Below are 16,340 nucleotides of genomic sequence, written 5' to 3'. Positions count from 1 at the left end.
AAGCCGCTACGTTTCTTTATTATTTCTTTGCGCCGTTGGTCTTTGCGCTTCATTTTTATGAGCACATTGACACATTAGCATATCAGCACATCGACTAATTATTTTATCGGGCTCAAATATCTAAAAAAAAAATGTATCGGTGAAAACATAGATACATTTTTCTTTTTTTTTAGCAAATCACAGTGCGTTATAAAATTCGTTTATTGCATGGGCAGTCTCGGATATTTCACCTTCCTGATAGGGGAGAAAACTCTTCTGAGATTGAGCCACATAGTCCAACACATCGCTGTTTATGGTTTCTTCGCTCTGAATAACTGCATCCGCATATTTTATGGCGAAATTGGTTAGTTTCACATAGTCAACTTCGTCCTTCAATTCTTTAATTTCGTGTTCTTTAATACCGGCCAGCTTCAGTTTGGAAGCAAATTTTTCCTTGAACGGGGTTTTAAATTCATCGTTGTATAATGAATATACAATTTTGGTGTTTTTAAAACAGGGGTCGTCGGCAAAAGCCGTTTTTATGTATAAGGGTGTCAACGCCGTCATCCAACCGTGGCAATGGATAATATCCGGTATCCAACGAAGCTTTTTTATGGTTTCGAGTACCCCTCTCACATAAAATATACTTCTTTCGTCATTGTCGTCAAACTCTATCCCTTCGTCATCGCTTATAGTCGATTTCCGGTTGAAAAAATCGTCGTTGTCGATAAAGTAAACCTGCATCCGGGCGGCCTGTATCGAAGCAACTTTAATAATCAGCGGATGATCGGAATCGTCTATAATAAGGTTCATCCCCGACAAGCGGATGACCTCATGTAGCTGATTACGTCTTTCGTTAATGTTTCCGAACTTGGGCATGAATGCTCTGATTTCTTTGCCTTTTTCTTGGATGGCTTGCGGTAAGTATCTACAGTTTGTTGAAATTATCGATTCGGGCAGGTAAGGATAAATTTCCTGTGCAATGAATAAAACTTTTTTAGCGCTCATTTTATACTTAAAACTAATTGAGTGCAAAGATAATAAAAAAAATCCGTCTTTTTTGCAAACTTTAGATGACAAATTTCTGAATTATCTGATAAATGGCAGACTTTGACGCTAATTAACATGGTGGAGGGTTGCATTAAAATATCAAAATTAGTACACAGAATACACGGAAAATACAGAATATATTTATTTTATGATTTTTAAAATGCTGAAAATAAAGTATATAAAATTTATATTCTGTGTTAATTTAGAACAACAACGAAGCTGCAAATACCTTCAAGGCAAACCTGAAAAAATTTAGAAGCGCTATTACGGATGAGATTCCTCCCTTTGGTCGGAATGACTCGCTATTGGTGGTTTAAGGGATGAGGAAGTGGCGGCGAAGCCGCCACTTCCTCATCCCCTCTCCTCAAAAGGAGACAGTCATTCCGACCAAAGGGAGGAATCTCCTGCTCATATCAGCAACTTTACCGAAAGGCATAAGCAGTAATTTTTCAAAGAAACAGCATGTAACCATTATTTTTTGTGCTCTTTGCACATTTTGTGAGAAAAAAGATACGCAAAAGCACAAAGCTACAAAGTCGCTGCTTTCATTCCGTTAGGAATGATTCGCCCGGTAGAAAAATCAGCGCAGTATAGCCTTACACATTCCGTAGGAATGTATCCTGTTGGCTATTTGGGGATGCATTCCTGCGGAATGCGGGATAATTCGGCATCATACTGTTTTCTACCGAGCGGTAATCCCTAACGGGATTCTTTGATTCTTTAATTGACTGTAAGCTATTTACAGTCAACATATTTTTAAGGATGGTACTTTTTTTATGAAGATACCCCGATTTATGCCACCCCAGCTTACAGCCCGACAACGCATGTCCCCGCCCTTAACCCAATGCGCTGCATTGGGCTGGGTTATCAAAGGCTTTCAGCCTTAACTTGGCGTAACAGAGATTTTCCTGCAAATACCTTCCCTATTTTCAGCTATTTTAAAAAGAATACCTATATTTGCGTACTAAAACGGATGATTTATATATTAAATGATAGAGCAAGTTATTATACTTAATAATGTTGATCCTGTTATATTCTTCGGAATTAATAATAGCAATCTGCAATTGATAAAAACGCTTTTCCCCAAGCTGAAAATCGTTGCCAGAGGAAATGTAATCAAGGCAATGGGCAATGTGGAGGAATTGCCTTTTTTTGAAGAAAAAGCGCGCGAACTGGAGCAGTTTTGCGCCGACCACAATGCACTTTCGGAAGAAAATATTATCGACATCGTGAAGGGAAAATCGCCCAACACAATTAAGGAGGATAATCTCATTATTTTCGGGTTGAATGGAAAGCCTATTTTGGCGCGGAACGAAAACCAGCAAAAATTTGTGCAGGCTTTTCAGAAAAACGACCTGGTCTTTGCTTTAGGTCCCGCCGGAACCGGAAAAACCTACATAGCCATTGCCCTGGCCGTAAAAGCCCTGAAAAGCAAACAGGTGAGACGGATTATACTCAGCCGGCCTGCGGTGGAAGCGGGCGAAAAACTGGGCTTCCTCCCCGGCGATATGAAGGATAAGGTCGATCCTTACCTGCAACCGCTCTACGATGCACTGGAAGACATGATTCCGGCCTCTAAGTTGAAGGAATACATCGAAAACAAGGTGGTACAAATTGCGCCCCTGGCCTTTATGCGGGGACGGACGCTGAACGATGCGGTGATTATTCTCGACGAAGCGCAGAACACCTCGGTGAACCAGATAAAAATGTTTATGACCCGCCTTGGGATGAATGCGAAAATGATAATTACGGGCGATGTAACCCAAATCGACCTTCCACCCTCTCAACTTTCGGGCTTGAAACATGCCTTGCAGGTGCTGAAAGGCGTAAAAGGCATCGAGAGAATTGAATTCAATGCGAAAGATATAGTGCGCCACAGGCTGGTACAAAGCATTGTGGAGGCTTACGACAAAGAGGATAAAAAAGAAAAGCATAATCAAAAAAAATTATAACATAAAACCATTGACAACAATGAACGAGACATTAGTAAATACAAATTACAATTTTCCCGGCCAAACAAACGTATATCACGGAAAAGTGCGCGATGTATATTCCATCGGGAAAGACCTGTTGGTGATGATTGCCACCGACCGCATATCGGCATTTGATGTAATACTTCCTCAGGGAATTCCCTACAAAGGGCAGGTGTTGAACCAGATTGCCGCTAAATTTCTGGATGCCACAGCCGATATACTGCCCAACTGGAAATTATTCGCTCCCGACCCCATGGTAACCGTTGGCCTCCGTTGCGAACCCTACAAGGTGGAAATGGTTATCCGCGGATATTTGACCGGAAGTGCGTGGCGCGAATACAAGGCGGGTGCACGCAGCCTGTGCGGTGTGCCGCTGCCGGACGGAATGAAAGAAAACCAAAAGTTCCCAACGCCCATCATTACGCCGACCACCAAAGCCGATGAAGGGCATGACGAAAACATCTCGAAAAAAGAAATTATCGCTCAGGGATTGGTGCCGGAAGCGGAATACGAACAACTGGAAAAATATACCTGCGCGCTCTTCCAAAGAGGAACGGAGATAGCGGCGCAAAAAGGCTTGATACTGGTAGATACCAAGTACGAGTTTGGAAAAAAGGACGGGAAAATTTACCTGATTGACGAAATCCATACGCCCGATTCCTCGCGCTATTTCTATGCCGATACCTATCAGCAGTTGTTCGACCAAGATCAGGAGCAACGCCAACTATCGAAAGAATTTGTGCGCAAATGGTTGATGGATAACGGCTTCCATGGAAAAACCGGACAACAAGCGCCTGTAATGACGCCGGATTATTGCAAATCGGTATCCGACAGGTACATCGAACTGTACGAAAAAATTGTAGGCGAACCCTTTGTTAAGGCCGACATAAGCAATGTAGCCTCAAGGATTGAAAAGAATGTAAATGAGTATTTGAAAAAATAACAGCCCCCCCGTCCCCCGTAGGGGGGATCCAGAGCCTCCCCTACGGGGAGGTTGGAGGGGCTGGGCTGGGGCTGTTTTTTATATTATGAGTAACCAAGAAGTCAGGATAGATAAATGGCTATGGGCGGTACGTTTGTTCAAAACCCGCTCGTTGGCGATAGAAACGTGCAAAAAAGGGCGCGTGATGATGCAAAACATGCAGGTAAAACCCTCGAGGACAGTTAAAGTGGGGGATGTTATTCAGATACGAAAATCGCCGGTTACCTATTCGTTTAAGGTCTTGGCATTGACAGGGAAAAGAATGGGCGCCAAGCTTGTGCCCGAATACATGGTCGATGTTACCCCTGCCTCCGAATACCAGATACTCGAAATGACAAAAGTCGGCGGATTTATCGACCGCGCCCGCGGAACCGGTCGCCCCACCAAAAAAGACCGGCGCGAACTGGAAGATTTTGCCGACACTTCGTTCTTCGATGAATTTGATTTTGACGAAGAGGAATGATGTGCTAATGTGCCGATATGCTAATATGCTAATGAGAATAATTGGCGCGAAGCGACAAAGAAACTGACTGTCATTGCGGGCTTGACCCGCAATCTCCCGAGTATGAAACAAAATCTGGGAGGTTTACTCGCGCTCAGGAGATTGCGGGTCGGATCCCGCAATGACAGAAATAAAAATAGTCGTGGCACGCCACAACCCTACATTATTCACATTAGCACATCAGCACATTAGCATATCAGCATATCAGCACATCAGTTCAACCGGTAAACCCCGCCCGGCAATGGCTTGATAATGTTTTTCATTTCCATATCGAGCAAGGTGAAGAATAGTTGAGTTACGGGGATTCCAATCTCAATGGCCAGCTGGTTGACGTGTTTGTTTTCGCAACCGGTTAATGCATCGTATATGGCTTGCTCTTCGGTGTTCAGGTCGAGGAACAGGCTTTGTTGTCTGGGGGTAACGGTCTTTTTGTTGCCCGCCCAGTTCATTTGCTGAATGAAATGTTCGGTACTCTGAAGTATTAGCGCCTTATTATCGGAAATCAGAGTGTTGCAACCTATGGAAGAGGGGTCGGTAACCCTTCCCGGAACGGCAAACACCTCTTTATTGTACGAATTGGCTATTTCGGCGGTGATTAATGCGCCTCCTTTGGCTCCCGATTCCACTACAATCACGGCATCGGCCATTCCGGCTACTATCCGGTTTCTTCTGACAAAATTGTGCTTGTCCGGCTCGGTTTTGCTGGAGAATTCGGTCAGCAATCCGCCATTCTCCAGCATTTCGACGGCTATTTTCCGGTGTACCTGCGGGTATATCCTGTCCAGACCATGCGCCAGAACGCCAATGGTGGGCAGTTTTTCCATCAGCGACAATTTATGCGCCTGTATGTCGATGCCATAGGCCAGTCCGCTGACAATCAACGCTTCGGGGAAGTAGGAGGCCATGTTGTGCAGAAAATCTTCGCAGAACCGACTTCCGTAATCGGTGGATTTTCGGGTGCCGACAATGCTGATAATGCGTTGTGCATTCAGGTCGGTATTTCCCTTGTAATAGAGTAGGATAGGGGCGTCGGTACAATCTTTCAGCCGCAGAGGATAAGCCTCGTCCCGAATGAAAAGCGCTTGTATTTTGTTCTTTTCTACAAATTTCAATTCCTCTTCGGCCCGGCGGAGGACATTGGCGTCCAATATTTCATCAACGAGCTTGTGCGAAATATTTTGTATCTTCATCAACGACTTTTTACTGGACTTAAAAACAGCCTCCTCGTCGCCGACAATATTCAACAAATTTCGGGCGATAACATCTCCAACGCCATTGATTTTTGTCAAGGCTATCCGGTACAATAAATTTGACTCCTCATTCATGCTGCAAATATAACCAGAATCTGCTTAAACAGTTTCTCGATGCATTACAAATTTAGGGCAAACACATGAAAAATCTTTCTGCTTATGCCTGTCGGTAAAGTTGCTGATATGAGCAGGAGATTCCTCCCTTTGGTCGGAATGACGGTCTCCTTTTTGGGAGAGGGGGGGGTAGGACGCGGCGGCGAAGCCGCCGCGTCCTACCCCCTTAAACCACTAACAGGCGAGTCATTCCGACCAAAGGGAGGAATCTCTTTCGTAACGGTAGTACTAAATTTTTCATACCTTTGCCCTGACAAAAAAACGTCCGAATTTTCGAGATAAGGATTTTTTGCTTAAATTTGACTTGGATAAACACTATTTCTTCTATTATGAATGTCTATACCTTGATTAAAAAGTTTAACAAGATAAATAGCCCGCGCCTGAAATTGCTGGCTTTGTATCTGATGCATATCACCAATAAACGCTATCTGGGAATTTTTCTCGACCCGGTTTTAGCCTGCAATCTGCGCTGCAAAATGTGTTACTTCAGCGACGAAGAAAAGCGAAAAACTTTGAAAGGCATCCTCAGCGATGAACAGCTTGAGCAAATAGCGAAAGCTTTCTTTTCCAGGGCGTTGAAACTGCAAATAGGCTGCGGGGCCGAACCGACCTTGTACAAAAAAATGCCCGATATAATTTCATTGGCAAAAAAACAGCATGTTCCCTACGTTTCGATAACGACCAACGGTTTGTTGCTGAATGAGGAATTGATTGTTGCCTGTCTGGATGCGGGTCTGGACGAAATTACGCTGTCGATGCACGGGGTTGTGAAGGAGACCTACGAATATTTTATGACCAATGCCAATTATGACCGGTTTTGCGAAATGCTCAAGCAATTGACGGCTGCCAAAGAAAAATACAACTTCAAGCTTCGAATCAATTATACGATAAACGAACAGAATTTGGATGAGCTGGTTTACTTTTTCGAGCGGTTCGGGCTTGTGAAGCTTGATATTCTGCAACTCCGCCCTATTCAGAACATTGGAAAGTCGGAATACGCTAACTTCGATCATTCTAAACTGGCTGAGAAATACGAAGAGGTGATACGAAAAGTAAAGGAAGAAGCTATTGTACGGAATATCACCTGCATGGCGCCCTCCAAAAAGCAACTGCTGGCTCCCGAAGATACAAACAATAACGGCGTTATTTTCGGCTATTCGTACTGCTACATCGACCCCGCTTTTTGCTGGAAACCGGACTTTAACCTGGAGGTGGATACCTTCAACAGTTACAGCAAGCGAAAAAAAGTAGCAAAAACCTTATTCCTGGCCCTGTTCCGCAACAATAAGAATCTGGACAAGAGAAAAGCCCATTTAAATTACGAGGTTACTTAGAATAATGTGAATAATATGCCAATGAGAATAATATATGGGCAACACTCGCGTTGCCCATATTTGTCATTGCGAGCCCCGACCTGCAATCTCCTTATACACGATACTTGAGGCTGTCCGTATAATGGACAGTCCTTGTTTCTATTATAAAAGACTTATAATAACTATTTTCCGAATATTATAGCCTACCTACACTTGAATTGGGAAAATGCAACTGTCATAGGGAGATACATGAATAAGAAACTACAAGTCATATCCGCTTGTAGTTTCCTTTTTCATTGAGCGACGATTGTCGGGTCAGCTTGAATTTAACCGCTTTTCTCGGCGGGATGATAATATGTTCTCCCGTGTATGGAATCATTGAATTGCGCTCGTTCCTTTCCTTTACTGAAAATATGCCGAATTTCTGAATGGCAATTTGTTCCCCTTTCTCCAATGATTCAATCATGCATTCAAATATGGCTTCCAGACTTTGTTGTATTGCAGATTGCGTCATGCCCGATTTTTTGGAAGCCGCGATTATTAAGTCCCTTTTATTCATCTCGTCATTAAAAAATTCTATTTTTTATTTATTCCTGAACTATCCTGCCAAAAATTAATGGGTTTGATTTCCGCCTCCGTCAATAGTTTTTATCGTTCCGTCTTCGTTATACTCCAGTTCCACCACTTTCAGGCTGCGCAACCATGTTTTTCCGTCCGAAAGAACGCAATCATGATGGAACAGATACCACTTCCTCTTGAACTTGACAATGGCATGGTGCGTTGTCCAGCCTACAACCGGTGTCAGGATAACTCCCTGATAAGTAAACGGTCCGTAAGGGTTATCGCCAATGGCGTAACAAAGCAAATGCGGAACGCCGTATCGCTATCCCATAACTGCCGCCCTGCCCAAGCAATGTCTTCGACTTTCAGTATGACTCCATGGTCGGTTACTTTGCCGTTGATGTCTTCCATTGAAATATTATTTCAACCACTCATCAAACCACCTGAAAAATTCCCGTTGAAATAATATGCCGTTCTGGGGTTGCGAAATCCAATGGTTTTCGTTTGGATAGATAAGCATCCTGCTGGGGATTCCGCGCAGTTTGGCGGCATTGAAAGCCATCATGCCTTGCGAAGCCAATATCCGGTAATCCAGTTCGCCGTGGGAAATCATGATGGGGGTATCCCATTTATCAACAAACCGGTGGGGCGAATTGGCATACGAGCGTTGGGCTATGGAATTGTTTCTATCCCAGAACGATCCGCCTAAATCCCAGTTGGCAAACCACATTTCTTCTGTTTCGAGGTATTCGGCTTCCAGATTGAACATACCGGCATGTGCAAAGAAGGCCTTGAACCGTTTATCGTGGTTTCCGGCCAGCCAATATACCGAAAAGCCGCCGTAACTGGCTCCTGTGCAACCCAATCTGTTTTCGTCAACGTAGGGCTCTTTTGATACGGCATCTATGGCCGACAGGTAGTCCTTCATGTTTTGTCCGCCGTAATCGCCGCTGATTTGTTCCAGCCATTCCTGTCCGAATCCGGGTAATCCTCTACGATTGGGCGCTACTATAATATATCCGTTTGCGGCCATTATCTGGAGGTTCCAGCGGTACGACCAAAACTGGCTGACTGTGCTTTGTGGCCCTCCCTGGCAATACAGTATGGCCGGATATTTTTTCGTGGGGTCGAAATCCGGCGGATAGACTACCCAGGTATGCATTTCCTTGCCATCGGTGGTTGGAATCCATCGCTCTTCCACTTTGCCCATCGTTATTTGGTTCAATATATTATCGTTTTCGTGCGAAATGTTGGTTTGAACGCCCTTGTCGAGGTGTACCGTATATATTTCATTGGGCGCCGACAAGGATTGGCGCAATCCTACAAGCAAGGGGTAGGCGCAGGCCACCGACACATAATCGTGGGCGCCTTCAGTTTCTTTTATTACGTGGTCTTCGGTGACGGGAGCTATGGCGTCTAACCGGAACAATTGACTGGCGCCTGATTGGTTAGCTACAAAATAAATACTATAAGATTCACCCCAACAAAAGCTGTCCACATTGTAGTCGAAGTAGGTGGTCAAGTCCCTTTTTTCGCCTGTTAAAAGATTGAGCACGAATAGCCGGTTTTTGTCGGACTCATATCCCTCCCGTTCCATGCTTTGCCAGGCGATGTATTCTCCGTCGGGCGAAAACTTCGGATTGGTGTCGTAACCCATCATGCCTTCGGTAATATTTCTGGTATTTCCTGTTTCCAGGTCATATAAATAAATATCCGAATTGGTGGACAGCGCATAGTCGCGACCTGTTTTTTTGCGACAGGTATAAGCAATAGTTCTGCTGTCGCGGCTCCAAGCCAATTGCTCAATTCCTCCAAAGGGCAGCATCGGGCATTCGTAGGGTTCTCCCTCGAGGATGTCTTTTACGTTGCTCAATTTTTCCCCGTCGAAATCGGCAACAAAAGGGTGGGGGATATTCTCTATCCATTCCGACCAATGTTTGTACATCAAGTCTTCAATAATCCGCCCCGATGCCTTGGCTAAATCGGGGTATATATCCGATGTCCGTTTGCCCGATTTGATGTTTTTGTAGAATAGAATCTTCTTATTATCAGGTGAGTAACTGAATCCATCTATGCCGCCTTCCACATCGCTTATCTGTGTCCGCGAACTTCCGTCCTGATTCATCTCCCATATCTGCGAACTGCCGCTTTCGGCGCTTAGGAACGCTATCTTTGCGCCGTTTTTAACCCAATTGGCGCTGTTTTCGCTGGTGGGCGTTTGGGTTATTTGGGTTTTGTTTGTGCCATCAATATTCATCACAAACAATTCGCGGTTGGTTTTATTCTGTTCGATGCCGACATAGGTTACGCCATACACTATTTTGCTTTTATCGGGCGATACTTGCACATCAGTGATGCGTCCAAAGCTGTATAAGGCTTCGGGAGTCAGTTTGCCGCCGGGTATTTGGATGGTTGATTTACCTATCAACGCTTCGTTTTCGTCAGTTGTATTACTCTTCGGACAGCTGGAAAACATACCTGCACTTAGTAGTATTGCCATAATATATTTTATTTTCATAGTGGTTAGGGTTTTGAACTTCAATTGATTATCAATCCATCTTTCATGTGGATAGTCCGGTCGGTGAGTTTAGCCAGATTTTCGTCGTGGGTAACAATCACGAATGTTTGTCCCAGCTTATCCCTGAGGTCGAAGAACAGCCGGTGCAATTCCTCCTTGTTTTCCGTATCCAAACTTCCCGAGGGTTCATCGGCCAGCACGACTGAGGGATTGTTGATTAAGGCGCGCGCCACGGCCACCCGTTGTTTTTCTCCTCCCGAAAGCTCGTTGGGCTTGTGATGGCTGCGAGACGAAAGTCCCAGTAAGTTAAGTAGTTCGGAGGCCTTTTTCTTTGCTTCCGTATCCTTTGTTTTGCCAATTAAAGCCGGAATCATCACGTTTTCGAGGGCAGTAAATTCGGGCAAAAGCTGGTGAAACTGAAAAACAAATCCGATATTTTTATTCCGAAATTCGGATAATTTTTGGTCTTTAAGTTTCAGAATATCCGTGTTGTTTATGGTTATGGAACCCAGATCGGGTTTGTCCAAGGTTCCTATTATCTGGAGTAAGGTGGTTTTACCGGCGCCGCTTGGCCCGACTATAGATATGATTTCGTGCGCATTGACTGTCAGGTTTATACCTTTCAGTACTTGCAATTCGCCGAAACTTTTGGAGATGTCTTTTATTTCTATCATGCTTATTTTCTTTAATTGAACAAAAATACAACTTTTATGCTTCTGTTCGGGGCAAACGTATGAAAATTTTACGGCTTATGCCTTTCGGTAAAGTTGCTGATATGAGCAGGAGATTCCTCCCTTTGGTCGGAATGACTGTCTTCTTTTGGGGAGAGGGGAGTAGGAAGCGGCGGCGAAGCCCCTCCAAACCTCCCCTGCCTCTATCCCCCTACGGGTCCTTTCTCCAAAAGGAGAAAGGAAAAGGTAAAAGCTTTTGGAGGCTTTTGAAATCCCCCCTACGGGGGGTGGGGGGGCTTGGGGAGGAATCCCATTCGTAATAGTGGTTCTAAAATTTTTCATGCGTCTGCCCCGATAATCCCTCCGATAAGATTGCCCGGTTCTCATATATATTGTATTTTTGTGCATCATTTCAAAATTGGATTATTGAACCCTGCAATTGACATATCGAATAAGGAATTTAAGGATGCGCTTGATTTAATCAATAAAACCTCCCAATCGGTTTTTCTGACAGGAAAGGCTGGGACGGGGAAATCGACATTCCTGAAATATTTGTGCGACACTACCGCAAAAAAGCAGGTGGTTCTCGCGCCGACCGGTATTGCCGCCATCAATGCAAACGGCTCTACCATTCATTCCTTTTTCAAATTGCCCTTTCGCCCAATGCTTCCCGACGACCCTGATTTGAGTTTGGTCAGCGGACGGATTTTCGATTTTTTCAAGTATAATAAAGAGCGCCGGAAAATAATACAACAGGTCGAGCTGATTATTATTGACGAGATTTCCATGGTCAGGGCCGACACGATTGATTGTATCGATCGCATTCTGAGGGTTTATTCGGGAAATATGCGCCTCCCTTTTGGGGGAAAACAGCTGGTGTTCGTGGGCGATATATTCCAGTTGGAACCGGTGGTCAATGGCGATTCGAGAGAGATTATCCATAAATTTTATCCCAATCCGTTTTTCTTTTCGGCCAATGTTTTTCGCGAGGTGAACCTTATCCCGATAGAATTTACGAAAATATACCGGCAAACAGACCGGACTTTTATCTCCATCCTCGACAATATACGGACGGGAGTGGTGGCGGCCAAGGATATGCAACTGCTGAATACGCGCCATTTCCCCTCTTTCAATCCATCGGAGGACGAAATGTACATCACTTTGGCCACAAAGCGGGACAATGTTGACCACATCAACGACCGGAAAATGGCGGAACTGAAAACGCCCGAATTTTTCAGCTATGGCAAGGTGGAAGGCGATTTCCCCGAATCGAGCCTGCCGACTGCGAAAGAACTGGTGCTGAAAGAACATGCACAGGTTATGTTTATCCGAAACGACTTGCAATGGCCGCGCCGCTGGGTAAACGGAACGCTGGGTATTGTGTCGCAGATAGACGATATGGATCATGTGTATGTTCTGAAAGAGGATGGAAATGAGGTAGTTGTGGAACTGGAGACCTGGCGGAATTACCGTTATCGCTACAACGAGGCCGAAAAGCGCATAGAAGAAGAAATTATAGGCACATTTACGCAGTTGCCGCTAAAACCGGCATGGGCGATAACCGTGCACAAAAGCCAGGGTTTGACTTTCAACAGGGTGATTGTTGATTTCAGCGGAGGCGTTTTTGCGGGTGGACAGGCTTACGTTGCCCTTAGTCGCTGCACCTCGCTGGAGGGAATGACGCTCCGAAAAACGATTACCCGCTCCGATGTGTTTGTGCGCCCCGAAATTATTGAGTTCAGCAAGCAATTCAACAATCAGCAACTGATAAATAAGGCGCTGAAGGAGTCGGATGCCGATTATTTGTATGCGCAGGCGGTGCAACAGTATGATGAGGGGGATTTTGAAAACTGCATCAATTCTTTTTTCAAGGCCATCCATGCGCGCTACGACATAGAAAAGCCCTTGTCGAAGCGTTATATCAGGAAGAAACTCAGCCTGATCAGTAAACTGAAGGAGCAGAACAAAGACTTGCGCCACAAGATGCTCGAACAAAAAAATGCGCTGAAAAAATATGCCGAGGAATATTATCTGCTTGGTAATGAGTGCATCGTGTCGTACAAAGACCACCGGGCAGCCTTGGCCAATTTCAATAAAGCCCTCGACCTCGACCCCGATTATGTGGATGCTTGGGTGCGGAAAGGCGTAACTTATTACGATTTAGCGGATTATTATGAGGCGGATGTTTGCTTTAACAAAGCTGTTTTGTTGAGCCCCATGTTGTTCAAAGCCTTGTACAACAGAGGGAAAAACCGCTTGTCCATGAAAAATCCCGAGTTGGCCTTGAACGATTTGTTAAAGGCTTCGTCCCTGAAACCCAATCATGCCGCTTGCCACGAGTATTTGTCCGAAGGCTATAACGCGCTTGGCAACACCGAATTGGCCGAAAAACATCTGCTTGTTGCACAGGGAATCAGAAACAAGAACCCGGATGTATGATGCTTTTTAGTATAAATGAAGTAAATTTCAGGAAAAATAGGATGATTAACTCATAATTTATGCTTAATATTGGAACTTGAAAAGTCGGGCTTGCCTCATTTGGATGGAAAATACAGGATAATGAATAAATAAATAATATCTAACAGTTTGAAAATAAACACTATTTGAAATGAAAAACAAAAGAAATCTAAGTATTGTGGTCGTAATGCTGTTTTCGTTTTTTGTGGCTAAAAGCTATGCCCAAAAAGTGGAAATAGTAAATAAGTCGGCAAATGACATTGTCGATTATACGGTAGAATTACCTGTCGGTAAAGTGAAATTGGCGCTTGGCAATTACATCGCTATTAGTGAGCAAGGCGAAAAAGTTCCTGTTGAAATTGCAACTGGTGTGTGCGGAAACACCACGCTCATATTCCCTGTATCGCAGATTAAGGCCAACTCAAAACTGAGCTATTCTATCAAAAACGGAGAGGTTCCCGAATACCCAAAACGCACTTATGCCGAATTGGCGCACAAGATTGGTGGAAAATTTGAGCCGAAGATAACCGACAAGCACAATTGGGTGCAATATGTCGGCGATTTTGCTTGGGTAAAACCGAACTACCTGCGTCTTCCGGACGGATTTACCGATCATGCCTACTATATTAAATACGAAGGGCCGGGTTGGGAAAGCGATAAGGTGGCCTTCCGCTTTTACCTCGACTGGCGCAATGGTATTGACGTGTTTGCGAAAAAAACATCGGGCATCGTTTTGCCTTTTGTGGGCGTTGACGGCTATGATAACTACCATAAAATGAGCGTTTGGGGAATGGATAACCAAACCGTTGGCGATGCGCTCGGATTGGGTTCTATCGCTGTATGGAACGGCGAAAAGGCTGTCCGCGTGGACAAGGAAGACAGTACAATCTGCTACATCAAAGCCGATGGAAAAATTCGTTCCCAGGTGATGACAACTTACTATGGCTGGAATGCCAACGGCGTGAAATGCGATTTGCAATCCCTGATTTCTATTGATGCAGGTAGCCGTGCTTCGCATATAGAACTGTTGGTGGACAAGCAATTAGATAATATTGCCACCGGAATTATCAAAGATAAAAATGCGGAGCTTATCAAATCGGATGCTAAGGGCGAGTGGTCGTACATCGCTACATTCGGCCAGCAAAGTTTGAATAAGGATATGGCGGGATTGGCCGTTTTTTACAGAACGAAACAGCTGAAAGAACTTACCGAGGATAAATTGAACCATGTAGTGGTACTGAAACCCGAAAAAGGCTATGTGGACTATTACTTTATGGCTGCATGGGAACTGGATTTGGAACCGGTGGCTACCAAAAGCGACTTCCAACGCTGTATTGATGAAGTTTTAAACCGATTAAATAACAATGTATCAGTAACAATTAAATAATATAATAACATGAAAAAATTCCTCGATTCCAACTTTGTCCTTGAAACGGAAACGGCTCAGCGACTTTACCATGAACATGCTGAAAATCAACCGATTATTGACTACCATTGCCACCTGATTCCCGAATATATTGCGAATGACCATAAATTCGATAACCTGGGGCAGATATGGCTGGAAGGCGACCACTATAAATGGCGTGCGATGCGTACAAATGGTATAGACGAACGTTTTTGTACAGGAAAAGATACGACTGATTGGGAAAAATTTGAAAAATGGGCCGAAACGGTTCCCTACACCATGCGTAACCCCTTGTATCACTGGACACACCTGGAACTAAAATCGGCTTTTGGCGTTGAAAAAATATTGAATCCTCAAACAGCAAAGGAAATTTATGACGAGTGTACGGCTAAATTGCGCACACCGGAATATTCGGCGCGTGGCTTGATGAAAAAGTACAATGTAGAGGCTGTGTGTACAACTGACGACCCTGTTGATACCTTGGAGCATCATATCTCGTTGAAAAACGAAGGCTTCCCTGTGAAAGTGCTTCCAACTTGGCGCCCCGACAAGGCGATGGCCGTTGAAGTACCTGCCGATTACCGCGCTTATGTAGAAAAATTGTCGGCTGTTTCGGGCGTAACTATCAGTAAATTCAGCGATTTGATTGCCGCTCTTCGCAAACGCCACGATTTCTTCGCCAGTGTAGGCTGTAAATTGTCCGACCACGGAATTGAAGAGTTTTATGCCGAAGACTATACCCAGAGCGAAATAGACGCTATATTTAATAAGGTGTATGGCGGAAAAGAACTGAGCAAGGAAGAAATTCTGAAGTTCAAATCGGCCATATTGGTCGAAGGCGCTATCATGGACTGGGAAAAAGGCTGGACACAGCAATTCCACTATGGCGCTATCCGCAACAACAACACCCGCTTGTTCAAGCAATTAGGCCCCGATACCGGTTTCGATTCCATTGGCGATTTCACCGTAGCAAAGGCGATGTCGAAATTCTTTAACCGCCTGGATACCGGTAACAAACTGGCAAAAACAATTATCTACAACCTGAATCCACGCGACAACGACCTGATTGCGACAATGATAGGTAACTTCCAAGACGGATCGGTTGCCGGAAAAATTCAGTTCGGTTCGGGCTGGTGGTTCCTCGACCAGCGTACAGGCATGGAAGCGCAGATGAACTCTTTATCCAATCTGGGTCTGTTGAGCCGTTTTGTGGGGATGTTGACCGACTCGCGCAGTTTCTTGTCCTACCCTCGCCACGAATATTTCCGCCGCATTTTGTGTAACCTGATTGGCAACGATGTGGAAAAAGGCCTACTACCAGCCTCTGAAATAGACTTCCTGGGTCAATTGGTCGAAAATGTTTCTTATTTCAATGCGAAACGTTTCTTTAATTTTTAAGCAAATTTAATATTAACAATAGATAAACAAACACTTGATTTTAATGAAAAAAGTAGTAACGTTCGGAGAGATTATGTTGCGATTGGCAACGCCCGGTTATCAACGTTTTATCCAGTCGAACAATTTGAATGCCACTTTTGGCGGTGGCGAAGCCAATGTAGCCGTAT

General features: G+C 44.5%; 13 protein-coding genes and 2 pseudogenes. 8 read left to right on the top strand and 7 right to left on the bottom strand.

Annotation, left to right across the window (positions count from 1 at the left end):
- Positions 1-177 precede the first annotated feature (177 nt).
- Positions 178-987: a glycogen/starch synthase gene (locus tag ACYPWY_RS10960; RefSeq protein ID WP_459685570.1), complete on the bottom strand. Its 810-nt coding sequence runs from the start codon at positions 985-987 to the stop codon at positions 178-180.
- A gap of 1,031 nt (positions 988-2,018) precedes the next feature.
- On the opposite strand from ACYPWY_RS10960, the gene ACYPWY_RS10955 reads away from it, so the two are divergent.
- The 3 genes from ACYPWY_RS10955 to ACYPWY_RS10945 all read left to right on the top strand — a co-directional run bounded on the left by ACYPWY_RS10955 (position 2,019) and on the right by ACYPWY_RS10945 (position 4,447).
- On the top strand, positions 2,019-2,981 hold the full coding sequence (locus ACYPWY_RS10955; RefSeq protein ID WP_459685569.1) for a PhoH family protein: 963 nt from the start codon (positions 2,019-2,021) through the stop codon (positions 2,979-2,981).
- 19 nt (positions 2,982-3,000) lie between these two features.
- Positions 3,001-3,945, top strand: a complete 945-nt coding sequence (locus ACYPWY_RS10950) for a phosphoribosylaminoimidazolesuccinocarboxamide synthase (RefSeq protein ID WP_459685568.1) — start codon at positions 3,001-3,003, stop codon at positions 3,943-3,945.
- A gap of 85 nt (positions 3,946-4,030) precedes the next feature.
- On the top strand, positions 4,031-4,447 hold the full coding sequence (locus ACYPWY_RS10945; RefSeq protein WP_459685567.1) for an RNA-binding S4 domain-containing protein: 417 nt from the start codon (positions 4,031-4,033) through the stop codon (positions 4,445-4,447).
- 251 nt (positions 4,448-4,698) lie between these two features.
- Here ACYPWY_RS10945 and dprA read toward each other — a convergent pair whose 3' ends face one another.
- Positions 4,699-5,811 carry a DNA-processing protein DprA gene (dprA, locus tag ACYPWY_RS10940; protein WP_459685566.1) on the bottom strand — a complete coding sequence of 371 codons (1,113 nt, stop codon included), beginning with the start codon at positions 5,809-5,811 and terminating at the stop codon, positions 4,699-4,701.
- A 338-nt stretch (positions 5,812-6,149) separates the two neighbouring features.
- On the opposite strand from dprA, the gene ACYPWY_RS10935 reads away from it, so the two are divergent.
- The gene (locus ACYPWY_RS10935) at positions 6,150-7,184 is read left to right on the top strand and encodes a radical SAM protein (RefSeq protein ID WP_459685565.1); all 1,035 of its coding nucleotides are present in this window, start codon (positions 6,150-6,152) and stop codon (positions 7,182-7,184) included.
- Positions 7,185-7,431: 247 nt separating this feature from the next.
- Here ACYPWY_RS10935 and ACYPWY_RS10930 read toward each other — a convergent pair whose 3' ends face one another.
- The 5 genes and pseudogenes from ACYPWY_RS10930 to ACYPWY_RS10910 form a co-directional block, all read right to left on the bottom strand.
- Positions 7,432-7,722: an HU family DNA-binding protein gene (locus ACYPWY_RS10930; RefSeq protein WP_459685564.1), complete on the bottom strand. Its 291-nt coding sequence runs from the start codon at positions 7,720-7,722 to the stop codon at positions 7,432-7,434.
- A gap of 54 nt (positions 7,723-7,776) precedes the next feature.
- A pseudogene (locus ACYPWY_RS10925) lies at positions 7,777-8,040 on the bottom strand (alpha-N-arabinofuranosidase); the annotation flags it as partial.
- Positions 7,965-8,135 carry a hypothetical protein gene (locus ACYPWY_RS10920; RefSeq protein WP_459685563.1) on the bottom strand — a complete coding sequence of 57 codons (171 nt, stop codon included), beginning with the start codon at positions 8,133-8,135 and terminating at the stop codon, positions 7,965-7,967. The gene ACYPWY_RS10920 and the pseudogene ACYPWY_RS10925, both read right to left, overlap by 76 nt.
- A 7-nt stretch (positions 8,136-8,142) precedes the next feature.
- On the bottom strand, positions 8,143-10,242 hold the full coding sequence (locus ACYPWY_RS10915; protein ID WP_459685562.1) for a dipeptidyl-peptidase Dpp5: 2,100 nt from the start codon (positions 10,240-10,242) through the stop codon (positions 8,143-8,145).
- Positions 10,243-10,262: 20 nt separating this feature from the next.
- Positions 10,263-10,916, bottom strand: coding sequence for an ABC transporter ATP-binding protein (locus tag ACYPWY_RS10910; protein ID WP_459685561.1), 654 nt, complete (start codon positions 10,914-10,916; stop codon positions 10,263-10,265).
- A 423-nt stretch (positions 10,917-11,339) separates the two neighbouring features.
- On the opposite strand from ACYPWY_RS10910, the gene ACYPWY_RS10905 reads away from it, so the two are divergent.
- The 4 genes and pseudogenes from ACYPWY_RS10905 to ACYPWY_RS10890 form a co-directional block, all read left to right on the top strand.
- Complete coding sequence (locus ACYPWY_RS10905) at positions 11,340-13,352, top strand: AAA family ATPase (RefSeq protein WP_459685560.1); 2,013 nt, start codon at positions 11,340-11,342, stop codon at positions 13,350-13,352.
- Between the two features lie 169 nt (positions 13,353-13,521).
- Positions 13,522-14,757, top strand: coding sequence for a DUF4861 family protein (locus ACYPWY_RS10900; RefSeq protein ID WP_459685559.1), 1,236 nt, complete (start codon positions 13,522-13,524; stop codon positions 14,755-14,757).
- A gap of 9 nt (positions 14,758-14,766) precedes the next feature.
- The gene (gene uxaC, locus ACYPWY_RS10895; protein WP_459685558.1) at positions 14,767-16,173 is read left to right on the top strand and encodes a glucuronate isomerase; all 1,407 of its coding nucleotides are present in this window, start codon (positions 14,767-14,769) and stop codon (positions 16,171-16,173) included.
- A 43-nt stretch (positions 16,174-16,216) separates the two neighbouring features.
- Positions 16,217-16,340, top strand: a pseudogene (locus ACYPWY_RS10890) (sugar kinase); the annotation flags it as partial.

It is taken from the genome of Viscerimonas tarda (assembly GCF_054601255.1).
The sequence above is the reverse complement of the archived record's forward strand: the minus strand, read 5'-3'. Positions and strand labels throughout refer to the sequence as shown.

What these genes read in the sequence shown, in the direction of transcription:
- ACYPWY_RS10930 (WP_459685564.1), bottom strand. Translation starts at nt 7,722, where the DNA reads ATGAATAAAAGGGACTTAATAATCGCGGCTTCCAAAAAATCGGGCATG.
- ACYPWY_RS10915 (WP_459685562.1), bottom strand. Translation starts at nt 10,242, where the DNA reads ATGAAAATAAAATATATTATGGCAATACTACTAAGTGCAGGTATGTTT.
- dprA (WP_459685566.1), bottom strand. Translation starts at nt 5,811, where the DNA reads ATGAATGAGGAGTCAAATTTATTGTACCGGATAGCCTTGACAAAAATC.
- uxaC (WP_459685558.1), top strand. Translation starts at nt 14,767, where the DNA reads ATGAAAAAATTCCTCGATTCCAACTTTGTCCTTGAAACGGAAACGGCT.
- ACYPWY_RS10910 (WP_459685561.1), bottom strand. Translation starts at nt 10,916, where the DNA reads ATGATAGAAATAAAAGACATCTCCAAAAGTTTCGGCGAATTGCAAGTA.
- ACYPWY_RS10920 (WP_459685563.1), bottom strand. Translation starts at nt 8,135, where the DNA reads ATGGAAGACATCAACGGCAAAGTAACCGACCATGGAGTCATACTGAAA.
- ACYPWY_RS10960 (WP_459685570.1), bottom strand. Translation starts at nt 987, where the DNA reads ATGAGCGCTAAAAAAGTTTTATTCATTGCACAGGAAATTTATCCTTAC.
- ACYPWY_RS10955 (WP_459685569.1), top strand. Translation starts at nt 2,019, where the DNA reads ATGATAGAGCAAGTTATTATACTTAATAATGTTGATCCTGTTATATTC.
- ACYPWY_RS10950 (WP_459685568.1), top strand. Translation starts at nt 3,001, where the DNA reads ATGAACGAGACATTAGTAAATACAAATTACAATTTTCCCGGCCAAACA.
- ACYPWY_RS10945 (WP_459685567.1), top strand. Translation starts at nt 4,031, where the DNA reads ATGAGTAACCAAGAAGTCAGGATAGATAAATGGCTATGGGCGGTACGT.
- ACYPWY_RS10900 (WP_459685559.1), top strand. Translation starts at nt 13,522, where the DNA reads ATGAAAAACAAAAGAAATCTAAGTATTGTGGTCGTAATGCTGTTTTCG.